The 17716-nt window shown below is 60.0% G+C and carries 21 protein-coding genes and 2 pseudogenes; 14 read left to right on the top strand and 9 right to left on the bottom strand.

All coding sequences use genetic code 11. The features are described 5' to 3' along the window. Positions 1-104 precede the first annotated feature (104 nt). The 11 genes and pseudogenes from J3A71_RS29510 to J3A71_RS29560 all read left to right on the top strand — a co-directional run bounded on the left by J3A71_RS29510 (position 105) and on the right by J3A71_RS29560 (position 7134). Positions 105-431 carry a hypothetical protein gene (locus J3A71_RS29510; protein ID WP_003100858.1) on the top strand — a complete coding sequence of 109 codons (327 nt, stop codon included), beginning with the start codon at positions 105-107 and terminating at the stop codon, positions 429-431. Next, complete coding sequence (locus J3A71_RS29515) at positions 428-928, top strand: hypothetical protein (RefSeq protein WP_003100856.1); 501 nt, start codon at positions 428-430, stop codon at positions 926-928. Before J3A71_RS29510 ends, J3A71_RS29515 begins: the two co-directional genes overlap by 4 nt. Further along, entirely contained in the window at positions 925-1296 is a 372-nt protein-coding gene (locus J3A71_RS29520; RefSeq protein WP_003100853.1) for a hypothetical protein, read from the top strand. Before J3A71_RS29515 ends, J3A71_RS29520 begins: the two co-directional genes overlap by 4 nt. Next, on the top strand, positions 1290-1847 hold the full coding sequence (locus J3A71_RS29525) for a recombinase family protein (RefSeq protein WP_003100847.1): 558 nt from the start codon (positions 1290-1292) through the stop codon (positions 1845-1847). The genes J3A71_RS29520 and J3A71_RS29525 overlap by 7 nt, the downstream gene beginning before the upstream one ends. Before the next feature lie 32 nt (positions 1848-1879). Next, positions 1880-2008: pseudogene (locus J3A71_RS29530) on the top strand (GntR family transcriptional regulator); the annotation flags it as partial. Between the two features lie 81 nt (positions 2009-2089). Continuing rightward, positions 2090-2680 carry a TetR/AcrR family transcriptional regulator gene (locus J3A71_RS29535; protein WP_003465041.1) on the top strand — a complete coding sequence of 197 codons (591 nt, stop codon included), beginning with the start codon at positions 2090-2092 and terminating at the stop codon, positions 2678-2680. Positions 2681-2770: 90 nt separating this feature from the next. Then, positions 2771-3472 carry a cysteine hydrolase gene (locus J3A71_RS29540; RefSeq protein ID WP_003465039.1) on the top strand — a complete coding sequence of 234 codons (702 nt, stop codon included), beginning with the start codon at positions 2771-2773 and terminating at the stop codon, positions 3470-3472. A 54-nt stretch (positions 3473-3526) separates the two neighbouring features. Continuing rightward, the gene (locus J3A71_RS29545) at positions 3527-3751 is read left to right on the top strand and encodes a DUF2798 domain-containing protein (RefSeq protein WP_003465037.1); all 225 of its coding nucleotides are present in this window, start codon (positions 3527-3529) and stop codon (positions 3749-3751) included. 280 nt (positions 3752-4031) lie between these two features. Continuing rightward, entirely contained in the window at positions 4032-5084 is a 1053-nt protein-coding gene (locus tag J3A71_RS29550) for an ABC transporter substrate-binding protein (protein ID WP_003465034.1), read from the top strand. Between the two features lie 325 nt (positions 5085-5409). Further along, positions 5410-6339 carry an ABC transporter permease gene (locus J3A71_RS29555; RefSeq protein ID WP_003465031.1) on the top strand — a complete coding sequence of 310 codons (930 nt, stop codon included), beginning with the start codon at positions 5410-5412 and terminating at the stop codon, positions 6337-6339. After that, positions 6340-7134, top strand: a complete 795-nt coding sequence (locus J3A71_RS29560) for an ABC transporter permease (RefSeq protein WP_003465028.1) — start codon at positions 6340-6342, stop codon at positions 7132-7134. A 349-nt stretch (positions 7135-7483) separates the two neighbouring features. Here the strand turns inward: J3A71_RS29560 and J3A71_RS29565 are convergent, their stop codons facing one another. The 4 genes and pseudogenes from J3A71_RS29565 to J3A71_RS31585 form a co-directional block, all read right to left on the bottom strand. Next, positions 7484-8515, bottom strand: coding sequence for a HAMP domain-containing methyl-accepting chemotaxis protein (locus J3A71_RS29565; RefSeq protein ID WP_074183340.1), 1032 nt, complete (start codon positions 8513-8515; stop codon positions 7484-7486). 36 nt (positions 8516-8551) lie between these two features. Beyond that, entirely contained in the window at positions 8552-9580 is a 1029-nt protein-coding gene (locus J3A71_RS29570) for an IS30 family transposase (RefSeq protein WP_003465026.1), read from the bottom strand. A gap of 24 nt (positions 9581-9604) precedes the next feature. Beyond that, positions 9605-10231 carry a DNA methyltransferase gene (locus tag J3A71_RS29575; protein WP_003465024.1) on the bottom strand — a complete coding sequence of 209 codons (627 nt, stop codon included), beginning with the start codon at positions 10229-10231 and terminating at the stop codon, positions 9605-9607. A gap of 414 nt (positions 10232-10645) precedes the next feature. Then, positions 10646-10801, bottom strand: a pseudogene (locus J3A71_RS31585) (OmpA family protein); the annotation flags it as partial. Between the two features lie 281 nt (positions 10802-11082). On the opposite strand from J3A71_RS31585, the gene tnpA reads away from it, so the two are divergent. After that, positions 11083-11514 carry an IS200/IS605 family transposase gene (tnpA, locus tag J3A71_RS29580; protein WP_003460108.1) on the top strand — a complete coding sequence of 144 codons (432 nt, stop codon included), beginning with the start codon at positions 11083-11085 and terminating at the stop codon, positions 11512-11514. 294 nt (positions 11515-11808) lie between these two features. On the opposite strand, the gene argC is transcribed toward tnpA, so the two are convergent. After that, positions 11809-12738, bottom strand: coding sequence for an N-acetyl-gamma-glutamyl-phosphate reductase (gene argC, locus J3A71_RS29585; protein ID WP_003465021.1), 930 nt, complete (start codon positions 12736-12738; stop codon positions 11809-11811). Between the two features lie 114 nt (positions 12739-12852). Between argC and J3A71_RS29590 the strand changes: the two genes are divergently transcribed. Then, on the top strand, positions 12853-13737 hold the full coding sequence (locus J3A71_RS29590; RefSeq protein ID WP_003465017.1) for a LysR family transcriptional regulator: 885 nt from the start codon (positions 12853-12855) through the stop codon (positions 13735-13737). Between the two features lie 183 nt (positions 13738-13920). Here the strand turns inward: J3A71_RS29590 and J3A71_RS29595 are convergent, their stop codons facing one another. The 4 genes from J3A71_RS29595 to J3A71_RS29605 are packed head-to-tail and all read right to left on the bottom strand — an operon-like array spanning position 13921 to position 15704. After that, entirely contained in the window at positions 13921-14133 is a 213-nt protein-coding gene (locus J3A71_RS29595) for a hypothetical protein (protein WP_223866296.1), read from the bottom strand. Then, positions 14036-14566, bottom strand: a complete 531-nt coding sequence (locus J3A71_RS31590) for a uracil-DNA glycosylase family protein (RefSeq protein ID WP_077203601.1) — start codon at positions 14564-14566, stop codon at positions 14036-14038. The genes J3A71_RS29595 and J3A71_RS31590 overlap by 98 nt, the downstream gene beginning before the upstream one ends. Positions 14567-14594: 28 nt before the next feature. Beyond that, positions 14595-15143, bottom strand: a complete 549-nt coding sequence (locus tag J3A71_RS29600) for a cytochrome P460 family protein (protein WP_003465000.1) — start codon at positions 15141-15143, stop codon at positions 14595-14597. A 27-nt stretch (positions 15144-15170) separates the two neighbouring features. Then, the gene (locus tag J3A71_RS29605; RefSeq protein WP_020309197.1) at positions 15171-15704 is read right to left on the bottom strand and encodes a carboxymuconolactone decarboxylase family protein; all 534 of its coding nucleotides are present in this window, start codon (positions 15702-15704) and stop codon (positions 15171-15173) included. Positions 15705-15821: 117 nt separating this feature from the next. Between J3A71_RS29605 and J3A71_RS29610 the strand changes: the two genes are divergently transcribed. Next, positions 15822-16664, top strand: coding sequence for an AraC family transcriptional regulator (locus J3A71_RS29610; RefSeq protein ID WP_003464996.1), 843 nt, complete (start codon positions 15822-15824; stop codon positions 16662-16664). Positions 16665-17716: the final 1052 nt, after the last annotated feature.

Raw genomic sequence — 17716 nt, forward strand, 5'->3', positions numbered from 1 at the left:
GAACACCATCCAGTTCCCGACCGCGTAGCCGCCTGTCCTGCCGATCAGGTCTTGACCATCGACGCCTGGGATCAGTCCTGAATGTTCTTGGAGACCACTACGTTATGAGCCGCAGCCGCCGCAAAACACCCATCGTCGGGCACACGACCTGCGGCAGCGAGCGCGAGGACAAGAAGCTCTGGCATCAGCGCTGGCGCACCCGTGAGCGCACGGCGCTGACCAGCGCGTCGCCCGAAGCCCTGAGCGCCCATCTGCCCCTGCTGGAAAACCAGGCCAGCAGCGTCTGGTCGATGGGCAAGGATGGCCGCTCCTACTGGCCCGTCAAGCGCCAGGCCGCCACGGCGGATCGCATCGCCAATCACAAGGGACGCAACCCGCAAGAACGCGCCTCCCTGAAAAAGCGCCTGCTGCGCAAGTGGATGAGCAAATGAAGCTCTCCTTCCATCAGCACATTGCGCTGTTCTGGATGATCGGTGCTCCGGGCGTCTTCGCGCCCGTGATCGAGAACGCCAAGCGGCCCGATGCCGGCGCCGTCATGGCGTGGGGTGTCGCGATCGTGGCGGTGATGATCCTCTTCACCCCTTTGCTGCTGCGCTGTCCACCATTCCGGCGCTGGTATGGCCGGACGGATGCGCTGTCGGAGCGGCAGCGCCAGGCGCTTGCCGAGCGCGGCCTGCGCCGCTACTACCAGACCGCTTTCGATGACGGCTACGTGCCCCGCGTGATGCCCTACGTGTGGCGCATCATCTGGACGGTCGGCGGGTTGATGGCTGTGACCGCCGTACTGCCTACCAACACCGGACGGCCAGCCTTCGATGCCTTGGTGGTCTTCTCGACCTGGTATCCGATAGGCGTGATGCTGCTGGTTTTCGCGTCGAGGCCCCTTGGCCGGTTGATTCGCCAAAGAGCACAGGAGCGGCGGAAATGAGCACGTCAACCATCGAGGCGCTGGCCAGCGCCTGGGCAAGGATTGCCGAGGAAGCGGAATTCCCCGCTGACTACGAGGGGACTGCCACACCACAAGCGCATCGGGCTAGCGAAGCTATTCAGGAGCAGATTCGGGAGCGCATCGTCGCCACCAACGACATGCGGCTGTTCAGCCTGCTGCACCTGCTGGGTCAGGCGTCGCTGCGCATGGAGCAAGCGCTGTGGCCGGAGGATTACGAGCGGATGACGCGCGAGGTTGAGGAAGCCCTGCGGCAAGCCACCGACGCCAACGCCAGATCGTACACCCACGAAGAAGTGATGCAGGCGATGCAGGAACGCATCGACCGGGCGCGAGACAAGCCATGTTGATTGGCTATGCGCGCGTCTCGACGCAGGATCAGAACCTGGAGCTGCAACGCGAAGCCTTGAGCAAGGCCGGATGTAAAAAGGTCTTCGAGGACAAGGTGAGTGGCACGCGGGCAGACCGGCCTGGCTTGGCCAAGACGCTCGAAATGCTGCGCGAAGGCGATACTTTGGTCGTCTGGAAGCTCGACCGGCTGGGCCGGTCGGTCAAGCAACTGGTCGATCTGGTCGGCGATCTGCACAAGCACGGTGTCCAGTTCAGGAGCCTCACCGACTCCATCGACACCGGCACACCATCCGGGCGGTTCTTCTTCCACGTCATGGCGAGCCTTGCCGAAATGGAGCGCGAGCTGACCGTCGAGCGCACCCGCGCCGGGCTGGAAGTCGCCAAGCAGCTCGGCCGCAAAGGCGGCCGCAAGCCGAAGATGACCGACAGCAAGATCGAGTCGGCCAAGAAGCTGCTGGCCAGCGGGGTGCCGCCCAAGGACGTGGCCAAGAACCTCGGCGTGTCCATTCCGACGCTGTACCGCTGGGTGCCAGCCTCCACGCACGCTTAGCGTGCTTTATTTTCCGTTTTCTGAGACGACCCCATCACTGGGAAGTGCTCGACGCACTCAAGCGCCGCGATGGCGCGGCGGCACGGGCGGCCATCTGCCGTGACATTCTCGATGGCAACGAGAAGATGCTCGAGTACATCGAGATGGCGCAGGCGGACTGATTGGCAGTCAATTCGACTGTTGACGAAACATAGATGACCAGTTAGTTTATTAAAACTTTCTCATCACTGGATGTCTCTGTCATGGCTCGCCCGGTCAACCTCGAAGTCAGATCCCGTTTGCTGTCGATTGGCCGCCAGGTGGTTCACAACCGTGGCTTCAACGGCTGCGGCGTCCAGGACATCACCGCCGCTGCCGAGATTCCCAAGGGCTCTTTCTACAACTACTTCGCCAGCAAGGAAGACTTCGCGGCAGAGATCCTCGAGGAATACTGGACCTCGATCGAAACCCGCCACGGGCCGATCTTCTACGACGCCCGGGTCAAGCCGCTGGAGCGCATCGGCCAGTTCTTCCAGGCCCTGGTGCTCGAGCACGGCGAGCATGAATACAGCCTGGGTTGCCTGATTGGCAACCTGTCCCTGGAAATGTCCAATGGCAGCGAACAAACCCGCAAGCGTCTGGCCGATGTGCTGGCGCGCTGGGAAGGTTTGCTCGCGAGCTGCCTGCGTGAAGCGCAGCAGCGCCGCGAACTCTCTGAAACTCACGACGCCGAAGCGCTGGCCAGTGTCATCGTCGAAGGCTGGGAAGGTGCGGTCATGCGCGGCAAGGTCCTGCGCGACGGTGCACCTCTGCAGCGTTTCGTATCGATGGTCTTGCCTCGGCTATTGGAGTGAGTTTTTTTTCCTCATTAATAAGACGACTGGTCATTTATATAAAGCAACATTCACGTCTCATCCACGCAAGCACCCAAGAGGTAAATCGTCATGAGCCATCTGTACGCCGACCCCGCCGAACCCGCACTGCCTGCCACTGGTTTCAAGCTCGACCTGAGCAAAGCCGCCCTGGTGGTCATCGACCCACAGAACGACTTCCTCAGCCCTGCCGGCGCCAGTTGGGCGGTGTTCGGTGAGAGCATCGTCGAGAACAACACCGTCGAAAACCTGGAAAAACTGTTCAAGGCCTTCAAGGCTCACGACCTGCCCGTGGCCGTGTCGCCACACTATTACTACCCGCACGACCACGACTGGCATTTTGGCGGTCCGCTGGAAAAGGTCATGCACAGCATCTGCATGTTCGATCGCAAGGGACCGAACACCCTGGAAAACTTCGAAGGCTCCGGCGCCGATTTCCTCGAGATCTACAAGCCGTACATTCTCGACGGCGAGACCATCATCGCCTCGCCGCACAAGGTCTACGGCCCGGAAACCAACGACCTGGCGCTGCAATTGCGCAAGAAAGGCGTGTCGCAGATCATCCTCGCCGGCATGGCGGCCAACCTTTGCGTGGAATCACACCTGCGCGAACTGCTCGAACAGGGCTTTGAAATAGTCGTGGTACGCGACGCCACCGCCGGCCCGCGCCTGCCGGATGGCGACGGCTACCTGGCGGCCATCATCAATTACCGCTTCCTCGCCCACGGGCTGTGGACCACCGAAGAGACTATCGCGCAACTGCAACCGGCTTGATCGTGCCCGAGCGGCCGGGCATCGCGCCCCCCCGCTCTTTCTCGAGAACCCCCGATGAAAATCCCCGCCCGTTATGAGCATTTCGTTTTCGGCGTCGTTCAATCCGGCCTGACCTGCGCGGTCGCGGCCGCCATCGCCACCACACCCCATGCGCTCGACCTGGCCTTTGCCGGCCGCTGGTTGAACGCGTGGGCGCTGTCGTGGGTATCGATGTTGCCGGTGGTGGTGCTGGCGGCGCCGATGATTCGGCGCGTGGTGAGGCGGATGACGGTGGGCTGAATGACTTGGTTATGACTCACCCAACACACCGCCATCGCGAGCATGCTCGCTCCTACCGGGGGCTTCGGGGCTGCTCGCGACAGGCGCGCAAGCCCGCACCCGACGCACGAAATACTGTGCCCGTTCGCATTTTCGCAATAAACCACTTTTCATCCGCGCATTTGTAGCCGCTTCGTTCACGGACAAGCCGGTACATTAGACCTCCATGGTCCCGCAGAGCGACCGACAACAAAACCTACAGCTCGCCCAAGAAAATCTGCCAACCATTCGGAGTCTTTCCATGAGCACATTGCGCACTACAGCTTTCCAACTCGCGAGTCTGGCCCTGTTCATCGGTAGCGCCACCCAGGCCATGGCCGAGGACATCACGTTCGTATCCCAGGGCGGTGCTTATCAGGAAGCCCAGAGCAAGGCGATCCTGGAGCCTGCGGCGAAAAAGCTCGGTCTGACGCTCAAACAGGACAGCTCGCCCAAGGCCTACCCGATCATCAAGACCCAGGTCGAGAGCGGCAAGGTCACCTGGGACGTGGTGGACCTGCCCACTGGCGACTGCATCCGTGGCGAAGCCGAAGGGCTGTTCGAGAAGCTCGACCTTGCGCTGATTCCCAATGCCGCGCAAATACCCGACAGCCTCAAGGACGAATACAGCGTCGGCTACATCAGCTACTCCACGGTGCTGGCGTATCGCACGGACGCGTTCAAAGGCGCGGACGTACCCAAGACCTGGGCCGACTTCTGGGACACCAAAAAATACCCGGGCCAGCGCTCCCTACGTAACCTGCCACGTCCAACCCTGGAAATCGCGCTGCTGGCCGATGGCGTGCCGATGGACAAGCTCTATCCGCTGGACGTCGATCGCGCCTTCCGCAAGCTTGAGCAGATCAAGCCCGACATCGCCACCTGGTGGACGTCCGGCGGGCAGTCGGCGCAGCTGATCAGCGACGGCGAAGTGGACATGATCCAGGCCTGGAACGGCCGTATCACCGCCGTACAGGCCGCCGGCGCACCCGTGGCATTCGACTACAACCAGGGTGTGCTGGAAACCAACTCGTTGTGCGTCCTCAAAGGCTCGCCGCACAAGGTGGCCGCCATGAAATTCGTCAACGAGGCCATCGATGCCAAACTGCAAGCGGCGTTGCCGATGATCATCGACTACGGCCCGCTCAACCCCGAAGCCTTCAAGACCGGGGTAATCCCGGCCGAGCGCGAGGCCAAGCTGCCTTCCGCACCCGGCAACATCTCGCGCCAGGCCCTGCTCTCGGCGCAATGGTGGGCCTCCGAAGCCGGGGTCAAGGCCGAAGAACGCTGGTTGTCCTTCGTCCAGAAAAAATAGCCATCGGCCGTTGCTGCGCCGCAGGCCAGAGGCCTCGGCGCAGGACATGCCGTCTGCCCCCGCGATTTCGACATAAAGCGCTTGCGCACCGGTCAATTGCGTCCACTTCATTCGTTGGCATCCCGGTACATTAGGCCTGAGGGTCCCGCAGAGTGACCTGTGCAGACAACTCGCGCTCGCCTCAAGTACCTGCCCACCATTGGGAGTTCTTCACATGACATTACCCGAGCACCGCACCCTGCTGTCCGCCAGGACGACTGCCACCGCCAGCGCTACCCGTCAGTGCTGGATACCCTCCAGCACTGCGCAGTGACGAGAGGTCATCATGTCCAACGCCTATCTCGCCAAATCCATGCCCGACTCCAGCGACCAGCAGCACCAGCCGCCCATGACCAGCGAAGACGCCCTGGCCCGTGAAGAACGCAAGGAGCACACCTCCATGCTGTTGCTGCTCACCCCGGCGCTGGTCATGGTCGTGGTGCTGTTGATCATGCCGCTGTGCTGGCTGGCCTTTCAGTCGGTCCAGACCGAGGAAGGGTTTTCCCTGGCCAACTACATCCGGATTTTCCAGGAAAGCATTTACTGGGACACCTTCGCCCTGACCTTCAAGATCAGTTTCCTGGTGACGATCCTGTCGATCGTCATGGGCTTCCCCATTGCCTACGCCGCTTCGCGCCTGCAGGGTTTCTGGGCCAACCTGATTCTGATCTGCGTGATCCTGCCGTTCTGGACCAGCGTGCTGGTGCGGGCCTATGCCTGGCTGGTGCTCCTGCAACGCCGCGGACTGGTCAATCAGACGCTGATGGACCTTGGCATCATCGACCAACCCCTGACGCTGATGCACAACACCACTGGCACGGTAATCGGCACCCTGCACGTCATGCTGCCCTTTATGGTCCTGCCGCTGTATTCGGTGATGAAAAAAATCCCCCAGGACCTCATGCAAGCGTCCGAGAGCCTTGGCGCCAAACCCTTCTACACCTTCCGCCGGGTCTTCCTGCCGATGGCAGCGCCGGGGGTCATGGCCGGTTCCATCCTGGTGTTCGTCATCTGCCTAGGCTTCTTCATCACCCCGGAACTGCTCGGCGGTGGCCGCACGATCCTGGTGTCGATGCTGGTGCAACGCAACGTCGAGCTCTATCACGCCTGGGGCGCAGCCAGCGCAGTCGGCCTGGTGCTGCTGTTTGTGGTGTTCCTGATCTTCTGGGGCATCAATCGCTTCATCCCCATCGAACGCATCCTGGGAGCGCGCTAAATGAACCTGCTTGCCAACCTGCGTCACCTTCGCCTGTCCCACGTGCTGTTCACGGTGCTGGTCGCGGCGATCCTGCTGTACCTGATCATCCCGGTGCTGATCGTGGTACCCATGTCGTTCTCCGAGGCGCGCTTCCTGCAATTCCCTCCCAAGCAATGGTCCTTCCACTGGTACGAGGCGTTCTTCAACAGCGTGGAGTGGATGTCGGCGGCGCGGGTCAGTCTGATCACGGCATTTTTCACCATGGCCATCAGCCTGCCGATTGGTATGGCGGCCGCCTACGCCATCAACAACTCCAGCCTGAAGGTGGTGCGTACGCTGCAGATCATCCTGCTGCTGCCGATGATGGTGCCCATCATCCTGATCGCCGCCGGCGTGTTCTTCGTTTACGCCCGGGTCGGCCTGATCAGCACGCTGACCGGCCTGGTGCTGGCGCACATCATGCTCGCCTTGCCCTACGTGATCATCGCGCTGCTGGCCGGTCTGCGTAACTTCGACATGTCCCAGGAAATGGTGGCGCGCAGCCTGGGCATGAACCGCTTTCGCGCCTTCATGGCCGTGACCCTGCCGCAGATCAAGCCCAGTGTGGTCTCGGCGACACTGTTCGCCTTCATCACCTCGCTGGATGAAACTGTGGTGGCGCTGTTCATCTCCGGCGGCGACAACCAGACTCTGACCAAGCGCATGTTCACGGCGCTGCGCGACGAGATCGATCCGACCATTGCCGCTATCAGTTCGATCCTGATCCTGGCGTCGCTGATCCTGGTGGTGATTGCCGGTCGCAACAAACAATAACCAACAACGCACTCCCCCTCTGCAAACACACTTGCCCGCCATTGCGGGCAAGTGTGTTTTTGCGTCCTGACCACGCACGCCCATGCCGACGTGCAGCCCAGCACAGCCTGCCGTCACACGGCTTAATTCAGCATCTATCACCCGTGTCCAGGCCCATCTCGGGGGAACCGCAGAATTCGGAAAAAATCGTACGCTAAGCTAACGGTGTTCTCGTGACAGCTCTTTGACTAGGCTTTCTAAGGCCATTCTGATAGCCCTGACTTCCTGAAAAGCCATGGCTAAAATTTGTGCGGCTAAAAGGGATAACCGATGGTAAAGTAAGTTATCCCTGTCGAGATACTGAAAAGCGTTATCCTCGTTTTTCCCAAAACTGTTTTGCCAGTTCGCTCAGAGCGCTAGTTAACTGAGCGACAGATTTCGCACTTTGCAAATTATTCTGCCCGGTCTGTACATTGGTATCAGCAGCATCGCGTATATTGATAATACTGCGGTTTATGTCTTCACTTACTGCTCCCTGCTGCTCGACCGCAGTCGCTATTTGCGCGTTCATGTCGGTAATTTCGTTAACGCGTTGGCCAATTCCATCAAGAGCTGTAGCTGCTTCCTCTGCGTGAGCTACACTCGTGTGCGCTTGCCGACTACTTTGCTCCATGACTGTAACAGCGGATTGCGCTCGCTCTTGTAGAGCGCTGATCATGCTTTGAATATCCGTTGTCGATTGCTGTGTGCGAGCAGCAAGACTGCGAACCTCATCGGCGACAACAGCAAAACCACGCCCCTGCTCACCAGCACGCGCGGCCTCAATTGCTGCGTTGAGTGCCAACAAATTCGTTTGCTCGGCGATCCCTCGTATAACGTCAAGAACTTTTGATATCTCGTTACTTTGACCTTCAAGCTCATGAATAACCTGAGCGGCTTGCCTAATTTCACCTTCAGGGGCAGTGATTGACTGGCTTGTGTGGGCTACCAGACGCTGGCCAGATGCCGTCTCAGTGTCTGCTCTTCCGGCCGCATCTGCAGCATGCTGTGCATTGCTCGCAACCTCTTGAATGCTTGCCGCCATTTGGTTTACTGCCGTTGCTATTTGATCTGTCTCTGCCTGCTGCTCAACTGTAAGTACATTGCTTGACTCAATATCCTTTAGTAGGCCTCGGGTGTGTTCGCTAAGCCGATTTGATGCATCACCTATGCGACCTACTATGGCGCCTGTTTCAGCTTGCATCATTCGTAAAGCAAACTCTATTTGGCCAAACTCATCGGTGCGCCCAGTGTAGAGGGATTGACTTAATGGGTTATTGGAAATATTCCTGGCTCTTTCAACCAGTCTTCCAAGAGGAGAGAGAATAGCCAAAACACTAACAGAGCTTAAGCTTCCTGACATTAAAGTGGGCGGTTACAGGAGCTGAGTGCAACACGGTTATTGAATTGAAGCTGGAGCATCATGCCGCATAGCCATAGCTTCCTGCATCACCTCGTCCATAACCTCGATCGGACACTTGAAGTCGAAGCGCTTACGGGGGCGCATGTTCAGTTGCAGTGCGATGGCATCCAGTTCCTCCTGGCTATGCACCGACAAGTCCGTGCCTTTGGGCAGGTACTGGCGGATCAGGCCATTGATGTTTTCGTTACTGCCGCGCTGCCAAGGGCTGTGCGGGTCGCAGAAGTAAATCGCCACCCCGGTCTGCTGGGTGATTTCAGCATGCCGCGCCATTTCTCGGCCCTGGTCGTAGGTCATGCTCTTGCGCATCGCCAGCGGCATGCCATTGAGCGCTGCACTGAAGCCTTCCATCGCCGAGGTCGCCGTCGCGTCGTTCATCTTCACCAGCATCAGGTAGCCACTGGTGCGCTCCACCAGCGTACCTACAGACGAGGCGTTGGCCTTGCCCTTGATCAGGTCGCCTTCCCAATGCCCTGGCATCAGTCGGTCTTCGATCTCCGGCGGACGTACATGAATACTGACCCTCTCAGGGATCTGACCGCGCCGATCCACGCCGCCAGAGCGCGGCCTGCGCATCGTCTTGCTTTGGCGCAGGCAGATGATCAGCTCTTTACGCAGCTCGCCGACTGGCAAGGCATAGATCGCGTTATAGATCGTCTCGCGACAGACGTAGGCATCTCTGAGGCTGGGAATATTCATGCTGCGCAGCTTGCCGGCAATCTGCTCGGGAGACAAACGCTCACGCAGCATATGCGCCACCAATTCGAAGCGCTCGCTACCCGGCAACAGCTTTTGCTTCGGTCGACACACCTGACGGCGGGCCTGCATCTGCTGCTGGGCCACGCGGGCCGAGTAGCCGCCACAGGCATCTCGATTGCGGCGCAGCTCCCGGCTGATGGTCGAAGGGGATCGGTTGATCAAGCAGGCAATCCCGCGCAGGCTGAAACCTTGGGCATGACCGATTTGAATGGTGGCGCGCTCTTCAACGCTGAGTTCGGAATAAGACATAGGGACAGCACCGTACCGGAAAGGTCAGGTGTTGCACTCAGTTTTCGCCGCCGCCCCCTTATTATCACTGCGAGGTGAATAGCTTTTCTGCCAATTGATTATGCCAATGCGATTCTCTTCGCCGAAGATTTCGTCCATGAGCATGCCAAGTCTAAATAGTTCCCTATGATCAATACAGATAGCCATAACCCCGCCTGGGGTTAGCATCTCACGCATCATCCAGATTCTGGGTGTCATGAAGCGCAACCATTTGCTGTGCTTGGACCCATCATCTTTAGGAACTACATCGCCGAGATCTGGATCGTTTGGATCCTTGTCCCACTTGTCGTTATAGCGGAAGTCCTCGCCGGTGTTGTACGGCGGGTCTGTTACTACAAGATCAACTTGACCACGATATTTATAGAGCGTGACCATCGCAGAAAGGTTTTCACCGTCCCAGATCTCATTCTCTGACTGGGCGGTTTCCTCTCCAAAGGATACTTTCTTGATAATACGATGCAGCTTCGGCTTGACCTGGCGGATGATCTGCCAGGGAGCAGCCCGCCCGGTGTAACTCATAACGATGCCATTCTTGCCAGCATCGGCAAGCGCCGCATCATGCTCCTGCAGCATACGGACCAAGGCGGCCCTCGGCAGTTGTTCGTAATCCATGCTTGCCCCTTGAATTCGTGCGGCGGCACCGAAAAGCTGAAAATTCTAGTACCGCTCGTGGATGCTTCACCATCCCTAGGGTGGCGAGTGTACTTGTGAACGTATTGATTTGGCTGTTAAACCGTTGAAAAAGACGGATCAACTGAGTTCCAAACGGGCTGCGTACTGGCTGGCAGATGCGAATCCGGCGCACGCCGCTCCCTTCTGGGCTCAAGCCCGCGAAGCGGGCATAAAGAACCCGGCCGAGGCCGGGATCCTTATGGGCTTATGGGCCGGCGTATTGGTCTGCCCAGTCCAAAGCCGGTGCCACGGGAGCTTGCACCTCCTGAGGCCAGGTTTTGGAGCCCACTGCAAATCGCCCGTAACCCATTAAAAGATAGCTGGGCATCCGACGAAAAGAGCACCAAGGCACCATTACCCTTGAGCTACAGCGCCGCTACGGGGCACCAGTTTGATTTCAACGCGGCGATTTTGGGCGCGACCCTCGGCGGTGTCGTTGGGGGCAATGGGCGAGCTGGAGCCTGCACCAAAGGTTTGCAGGCGCGAAGGATCGACGCCATTGCTGCGCAAAGAGAAAAAGGGGACTGATTTATGTGCGCCAGGCAAAGCTTGGTCGCCTGGGAATGACGGCGCAAGCCGTCACGAAATGGCGTAAGAAACCCAGCGGGTATGACCCCCGCCCGGTAAAGGTTAGCCACCGACCGGAAGCGAGTCTTGCGTGGTGACCGGGTAACCGGCGCTGCGAAGCGTAGACAGCAGAAAAGGGGATTTATTTTCCATCGAAAGGTTAAAACCACCGGCTTTCAGCCGGTGAGCTTTAGCGCCACCATGCGGGGCTGGAGGGCAAGCGCATGGATTACAGATACGGCAGTCATACGGTCTACCAGATCGAGTATCACTTTGTTTGGGTGACTAAGTACCGATACAAGGTGCTCAGCGGTGAGGTTGCTGAGCGAGTGCGAGAGCTGGTGAGACAGACGTGCGAAGCATTTGAAATTCGGATTGTGAAAGGTGTGGTGAGCAAGGATCACGTGCATATTCTGGTGAGCAGTCCGCCGAATTTGGCGCCGAGTGAGATCATGAGGCGGATCAAGGGGCGTACGGCGAGCAAGCTTTTCGAGGAGTTTCCCCATCTGAAAAAGCGCTATTGGGGGCAGCATTTTTGGGCTCGCGGGTACTTTTGCGCGACGGTTGGGCAGATGACGGAAGAGATGATCAAGCAGTATCTGGAGCATCATTTTGAGCCGAGCCCGAACGATAATTTCAGGATGGAGCCTGACTGATCCGACGCGTCGTTCAGTCGACGCGTATCCGGACTTTCAGTCCGTAAGTCACTAACCCACCGACTTCAGTCGGTGGTTGTTGAGTTTCCCTACTCTAAAACGGCCGCTGTTGGCCGATTGCTGCCTGTCGTGGACGACCGTTTAACTTCAAAGCCTGACTGGATTGCAAACTGCTGACACGCGTAGATTCTGTTTTCGACTCGTTTAATGCCGTCGATGCCAGGCCATAAACAGAGAGGAAACAACCGCTCGAAAATTCGAGCCATAGACTCTAGAGCCAGTGGGTAGTCGGAGTCATGTTCCTGCAACCATCAAATCCAGATTCTGCACCGCCGCTCCAGCGGCTCCCTTCCCAAGATTGTCAAACACCGCAGCCAACAAAACCTGCCCCGTCTCATCATTTTCACACACCACCAATCGCAAACTATCAGTCCCGTTAAGCGCCTGAGGATCAAGGCACGTCAACCCTTTGGCCTCCTGCATCGACATCACCTGTACATGGTCCGCATCGACGTAGTGCTGCATAAGACACGCATGCAACCGCACCGCATCCACGCCCGGCGCCAACAAGCGAAGTTGCAACGGTATGGTCAGCACGATCCCCTGCCGAAAAGCCCCATAAGCCGGCACAAACATCGGCCGCTCCATCAGACCGCTTTGCTGCTGAATCTCCGGAATATGTTTGTGTGCCAGCCCCAGACCATAAACCTGAAACGCGGGCGCCTGTGATGCGCCCTCTCCCTCATGCTCTTGCACGCCAACGCGCCCTTTTCCGGAATAGCCCGACACAGCATGAATGTTCGTCGGATAGTCCCTGGGCAGCAACCCGGCCTCCAGCAATGGGCGCAGCAGCCCTATCGCCCCCGTGGGATAGCAACCGGGATTGCTGACCCGCCGTGCCGTGGCGATGCGTTGGGCCTGCTGCGAGTTCATCTCCGCGAAACCATAGGTCCAGTCTGGATGGGTGCGGTGCGCCGAACTCGCATCGATCACCCGAACGGCGGGGTTTTCGATGCTCGCTACAGCGTCGCGTGCGGCTTGGTCGGGCAAGCAGAGAATCGCGATGTCGCAGGCGTTGATGATTTCGGCGCGACGTTGCGGATCCTTGCGATGTTCGGGGCTGAGCGTGATAAGCCGCAGATCGGTCCGGTCGCGTAGACGTTGATGGATTTGCAACCCGGTGGTGCCTTGGTCGCCGTCGATGAATATAAGAGGACTTGCCATGGAATGCTCTCGGACATAGGAAATCAGGAGTTCCAATCTTCAGTGAGGGGCTAAGATAGGAAAAGTTGAATTTCTAAACGATGAAATTCAGCTTTTCTGAACAAGGAGTGACTCATGCGCGAAATCAGCCTGGACCGTCTGCGCACGTTGGTGGCCATTGCCGACCTGGGTTCGTTTGCCGAGGCGGCCCGTGTGCTGCACCTCGCGCCACCCACGGTCAGTTTGCATATTGCCGACCTGGAGTCGCGGGTTGGCGGAAAGCTGTTGTCGCGCACACGTGGGCGCATTCAGCCTTCGGCGATTGGAGAAACGCTGGTGGAGCGCGCGCGGCGCCTGTTGGCGGATGCGGAGCAGGCGCTTGAGGACGTGGAGCGTCAGGTGCAGGGCTTGGCCGGGCGTGTGCGGCTGGGTGCCTCCACAGGGGCCATCGCACAGTTGATGCCGCAAGCTTTGGAGACGTTGGGCCAACGCCATCCCGCTATCGATGTGCAGGTCGCGGTGCTCACGTCGCAGGAAACTTTGAAGAAGCTTGCCGAGGGCTCTTTGGAGATCGGTCTGGTCGCGCTGCCACAGACCCCGGTGAAGGAATTGCGGATCGAGCCATGGCGGCGGGACCCGGTCATGGCCTTCTTGCCGGCTCGCTGGGAATGCCCGGATGTTGTGACCCCCGGTTGGCTGGCCGCCCAGCCATTAATTCTGAATGACAAAACTACTCGGCTTTCGCGCTTGACCTCGGAGTGGTTCGCCAGTGATGGACGGCAGCCCACGCCGCGTATTCAACTGAACTACAACGATGCGATCAAAAGCCTAGTGGCGGCCGGTTATGGTGCGACGTTGTTGCCGCATGAAGCCTCCACGCCATTGCCCGATACCAGGATCGTCATGCGGCCATTACAGCCCTTATTGTGGCGTCAACTTGGTATTGCCCACCGTGGTGGGGACGTCGAGCGGCCTACGCAACATGTGCTGGATGTGTTGTGGGGGTTGAGTGCGGGCTAGGGCGATGTTGTCAGAGAAAGGACCGCTTTCGACCCGGTCATACGGTGATTGAGGTCCCAGGCGTCAGCTACCGCACCTGAAGCCGTCGTTCATCGCTCCAAAGCCGGTGCCTGTCTCCGTTCGCCCAGGCCAGGGTGTCGTAGTACTTGTGCAGCAGCTCGGTAATGGCGGCGGTGTCGTCGGTCATGGGGTTTCCTTGGGGTTGGCGGTGAGGACTGCCTGGACGCGTGCTTGCAGCGCGGGCAGCACGTCTTGTTGGAACCAGGGGTTGCGCACCAGCCAGCGATTGTTGCGCGGGCTAGGGTGAGGCAGGGGGAACGCTTGCGGCCAGTGCTCGCGCCAGGCTTCGACCACCCGGGTGAGCGGCGTCTTGCCAGTACCGAGGTGGTAGTCCATGGCGTAGCTGCCCAGCACGATGACCAGCGACAGGCGCTCGAAACGCTGCATGAAGGCTTCGCGCCAGGCGGGGGGCGCACTCCGGGCGTAGCGGCAGGTCACCGCTTTTGCCGGTGCCCGGATAACAGAAGCCCATGGGCAGAATGGCGATGCGGGTAGGGTCGTAGAAGGTGTCGCGGTCCACGCCCAGCCAGGCGCGCAGACGCGCGCCGCTGGCGTCGTCGAAGGGCACGCCTGAGGCATGGACCCGGGCCCCCGGTGCTTGGCCGGCGATGAGGATGGGCGCACTCGGGTGAAACTGGAAGACCGGCTGCACGCCGTGTGGCAGATGCGGTGCGCAGCGCGTGCAGGCGCGGACGTCGGTCAGAAAGGCGTCGAGTGTCGGCATGGCGCGCTTCCGGAAAGGGTGGCTCGCGCAGGACGGAGGTGCCATCCTGCGCGAAGCGTAACCCGGCAGCAAGTCAGTGCTGGGTCAGTGTCGGATAGCCCTGGATGAATACGCGGTCGGTCTTGGCCGCCGGCACATGGCAGCCCATGCAGTCGGCTTCGTAGCTGACGGCGACATTCTTGGCGGGGGCGTCGGCCTTGAACAGCGCCCAGCCCCAGCCGTCGCCCCACAAGGGGTTGCTGGCGAAACGGCCTTTGGCGTCCTTGACCATCACGAACCACACGGCCGCATCGGAACCCCAGACCACAGGGTTGCCAGTGGTCATGGCGCTGGTTTCGAGCTTGCGGATCTCTTTCACCAGCGTGGCGCCGTCCAAGAACTTGCCGGTCTTGCGGTAGTGCTCGGCCGAGGCCTTTTCGGTGTACACATCGTGCAAGCCGCGAGAGGCGGATTTTTCGTCCAACACCGCATATGAGCCCAGGTGGACGAAGTTTGTGCGGAAGTCTGTGGGGCGGCTGATGCCGCCCTGGCTGTCCACATAGGGCGAAAAGTCGCCGGCCGTGACGGCCAGTGGCAGGACGAGGGCGCTGGCGAGCAGAGCGCCGGTGAGTGCGATTTTCATCGTGTTCTCCTTATATGCCTATGGAGATCAGACGGCGACCACGGGGAAATCCACCGTGGTGTCGGCGATGTGGTTGGTGTAGTTGGTGAGCGTGTTCAGCGCGACGTTGGCGATCACTTCCAGTATCAGGCCGTCGTCGAGCCCCGCGCGGCGGTAGTTGGCCATGGCGTCGGCCGACACCACGCCGCGTTGCTCGACCAGCGCGCGGGCAAAGCCGGCGATTGCATCGTCAAGTGCGTTGGCCGCCTGGCCGGTGCGGGCCGCGGCGATGGCCTCTGCCGACAGTCCGGCACCTTTGCCGATCAGGGTGTGTGCGCTCAGGCAATACTGGCAGCGATTGGCTTGACCGGCAGCGAGCGCAACGATCTCGCGCTGGGAGGCATTCAGGCGGCCGGTGCCCAGCGTTTCGGACAAGCCGAGGTAGCCATTGAGCGCCGCCGGCGCGTGGGCCAGCGTGGCGAACAGGTTCGGCACCATGCCAAGCTTGGCTTTGACGGCCTTGAGTGTGGCAGCGGTAGCGGCGTCAGCGGTGTCGATGGTCAGGGGGGCGATTTGGGTCATGTCTATCTCCGTAGTGGGTGAGGTGCAAGAGCACGTGGGCATGATCGCCCTTTGTTTGGTACGATATGGCACGTAAAGTATCAAATACGTAACCTATCGTCTTATATGGAGAGTGGAATGGCGGATCGACTGGCCGGCTTGCTCCGGCACTACTCGCTTTCGGCGCGCGTTTTTCACAGCGGCGCCTTCTGTGGGCAGCATCATTACGCGGCGCCGCATGGCTATATCCATCTGGTGCGGCGCGGCCCGATTACGGCGCGTTCGCCCGTGCATGAAGATCTGCTGGTTACCGAGCCGAGCCTGCTGTTTTATCCGCGCGTGGCGTCGCATCGTTTTGTCGCCGCCCCCGGCGATACCGCTGAGCGGTTGTGTGCGGAGGTCGACCTGGGCGCTTCGACGGGCAATCCGTTGGCCATGGCCTTGCCGTCGATGCTGCTGATTCCGTTGGCGGACTTGCCCGGCCTCGGGCCGACGCTAGAGTTGCTGTTTGCCGAAGCCGAGCGCGACCAGTGCGGTCGGCAGGCCGCCATCGACCGCTTGTGCGAGTTGCTACTGATCCAGTTGCTGCGTTATCTGATGGATGGGCGGCTTGGCGCCACCGGACTGCTGGCGGGCCTGGCCGACCCGAAACTCGCGCGCGCCATAACCGCCATGCACGATGCGCCGCAGACCGCGTGGTCGCTCGAGGCGCTGGCGGCGAAGGCGGGCATGTCACGCGCGCGCTTCGCCGCCGCGTTCAAGGACGCGGTGGGCGTCACGCCGGGCGACTATCTGGCCGACTGGCGGATGAACGTCAGTTGCACCCTGCTCAAGCAGGGGCGGCCGGTGGCGGTGGTGGCCGACCGCGTCGGCTACGGCAGCCCGAACGCTCTGGCGCGCGCCTTCCGCGTGCGCATGGGCTGCGCCCCGCGCGACTGGCTGGCGCAGCAGCGCGGTGACGCGGCGCTCAGCGGTTCGTGAGTTTGAGTTCGATTCGCCGGTTCTTGGCGTAGGCGGCGCCGGTGTTGCGCTCGTCGAGCGGGTGAAATTCGCATCACGCCGGAACAACTGGCGGAACTCCAGGTGGCGATCCGTCAACGGCTGGTCAGTCTGTTCGTGCGGCGCGGCCGGCTGGACAAGGCTGAGTCAGTGGCGCAGGTAGCTGGATGACGCTGTCCCGCCCTGAGCCGACGCTCACAGGCGGGGATTTCCAGTGTCGTCATTGTCGGCTATTGGCCGGCAGCAGCCCGTCGTTGCCTGATGGATCCAACCCCTCCGCTGCTATAGTGCAGTCGGCTTCTGACGTTCAGTGCAGCCGTCTTCTGAAAACGACAGGTTGAACGCCAAAGAGGGGGCGGGAGCGCTGCAACCGGAGCAGCGTCAGAGCCTCCAGAATCGCCCACACAACGCGGAAGCTGTCAGTCAGGGGGCAAGCCTACCTTGGCACCAGAAACGCGCCCAGGAGGCCGCAGGGGGCGATTTTGGCCGCTGCAACTGTCCAACCTTGGCCGGGCCTCGCCGGGCCGAGTGGGGCGGCCTTCGACCAGGGCGGGCCGGCGACCGTCCGTCGGGCATGGAGGGGACGATAGAGAAAACGGACAAAATCGTACGCTAAGCGTGCGGCCTGTCAGGTTGAGGCCCTAGAGGTTGCAGGCGAGTCGTCAGAAAATGCTGGAATCGGCCCTATTCTGACACTGCCCAAGGTTCCGGCCTGACGCCCAGTTAGGGCATGCCTTAAATTGACGCTCCGACATGAGTTGTGTATTAGATATAACTTATTGTAGTATTTGTAACATTAATCATCTTTTTGACGAAGGAGCCCGTGTACTGTAAAATAGAAGAGTGAGCACTTGATTTGCTGGTGCTTTCAAACAACGGTGTTGTTTTTTTAACAGCCGAACTGGAAAGGGAGGCTGAGCTGCTCAGTGATCACTTTATCCGTTGGCTGATTTACGCCGGCATGTTCGCTACAGGCACTGAACGACAACGCAGATGGTATGGTCTGTGCGTTCTGACTCGTCAAGGATCGGCCA

Source organism: Pseudomonas sp. PvP089 (assembly GCF_017875165.1).
Taxonomy (GTDB): domain Bacteria; phylum Pseudomonadota; class Gammaproteobacteria; order Pseudomonadales; family Pseudomonadaceae; genus Aquipseudomonas; species Aquipseudomonas fortuita.

Excerpts from the sequence above, each read along its gene's own strand:
- J3A71_RS29510 (WP_003100858.1), top strand. The coding sequence starts at position 105 with ATGAGCCGCAGCCGCCGCAAAACACCCATCGTCGGGCACACGACCTGC.
- J3A71_RS29515 (WP_003100856.1), top strand. The coding sequence starts at position 428 with ATGAAGCTCTCCTTCCATCAGCACATTGCGCTGTTCTGGATGATCGGT.
- J3A71_RS29520 (WP_003100853.1), top strand. The coding sequence starts at position 925 with ATGAGCACGTCAACCATCGAGGCGCTGGCCAGCGCCTGGGCAAGGATT.
- J3A71_RS29525 (WP_003100847.1), top strand. The coding sequence starts at position 1,290 with ATGTTGATTGGCTATGCGCGCGTCTCGACGCAGGATCAGAACCTGGAG.
- J3A71_RS29535 (WP_003465041.1), top strand. The coding sequence starts at position 2,090 with ATGGCTCGCCCGGTCAACCTCGAAGTCAGATCCCGTTTGCTGTCGATT.
- J3A71_RS29540 (WP_003465039.1), top strand. The coding sequence starts at position 2,771 with ATGAGCCATCTGTACGCCGACCCCGCCGAACCCGCACTGCCTGCCACT.
- J3A71_RS29545 (WP_003465037.1), top strand. The coding sequence starts at position 3,527 with ATGAAAATCCCCGCCCGTTATGAGCATTTCGTTTTCGGCGTCGTTCAA.
- J3A71_RS29550 (WP_003465034.1), top strand. The coding sequence starts at position 4,032 with ATGAGCACATTGCGCACTACAGCTTTCCAACTCGCGAGTCTGGCCCTG.
- J3A71_RS29555 (WP_003465031.1), top strand. The coding sequence starts at position 5,410 with ATGTCCAACGCCTATCTCGCCAAATCCATGCCCGACTCCAGCGACCAG.
- J3A71_RS29560 (WP_003465028.1), top strand. The coding sequence starts at position 6,340 with ATGAACCTGCTTGCCAACCTGCGTCACCTTCGCCTGTCCCACGTGCTG.
- J3A71_RS29565 (WP_074183340.1), bottom strand. The coding sequence starts at position 8,515 with ATGTCAGGAAGCTTAAGCTCTGTTAGTGTTTTGGCTATTCTCTCTCCT.
- J3A71_RS29570 (WP_003465026.1), bottom strand. The coding sequence starts at position 9,580 with ATGTCTTATTCCGAACTCAGCGTTGAAGAGCGCGCCACCATTCAAATC.
- J3A71_RS29575 (WP_003465024.1), bottom strand. The coding sequence starts at position 10,231 with ATGGATTACGAACAACTGCCGAGGGCCGCCTTGGTCCGTATGCTGCAG.
- tnpA (WP_003460108.1), top strand. The coding sequence starts at position 11,083 with ATGGATTACAGATACGGCAGTCATACGGTCTACCAGATCGAGTATCAC.
- argC (WP_003465021.1), bottom strand. The coding sequence starts at position 12,738 with ATGGCAAGTCCTCTTATATTCATCGACGGCGACCAAGGCACCACCGGG.
- J3A71_RS29590 (WP_003465017.1), top strand. The coding sequence starts at position 12,853 with ATGCGCGAAATCAGCCTGGACCGTCTGCGCACGTTGGTGGCCATTGCC.
- J3A71_RS29595 (WP_223866296.1), bottom strand. The coding sequence starts at position 14,133 with ATGGACTACCACCTCGGTACTGGCAAGACGCCGCTCACCCGGGTGGTC.
- J3A71_RS31590 (WP_077203601.1), bottom strand. The coding sequence starts at position 14,566 with ATGGCACCTCCGTCCTGCGCGAGCCACCCTTTCCGGAAGCGCGCCATG.
- J3A71_RS29600 (WP_003465000.1), bottom strand. The coding sequence starts at position 15,143 with ATGAAAATCGCACTCACCGGCGCTCTGCTCGCCAGCGCCCTCGTCCTG.
- J3A71_RS29605 (WP_020309197.1), bottom strand. The coding sequence starts at position 15,704 with ATGACCCAAATCGCCCCCCTGACCATCGACACCGCTGACGCCGCTACC.
- J3A71_RS29610 (WP_003464996.1), top strand. The coding sequence starts at position 15,822 with ATGGCGGATCGACTGGCCGGCTTGCTCCGGCACTACTCGCTTTCGGCG.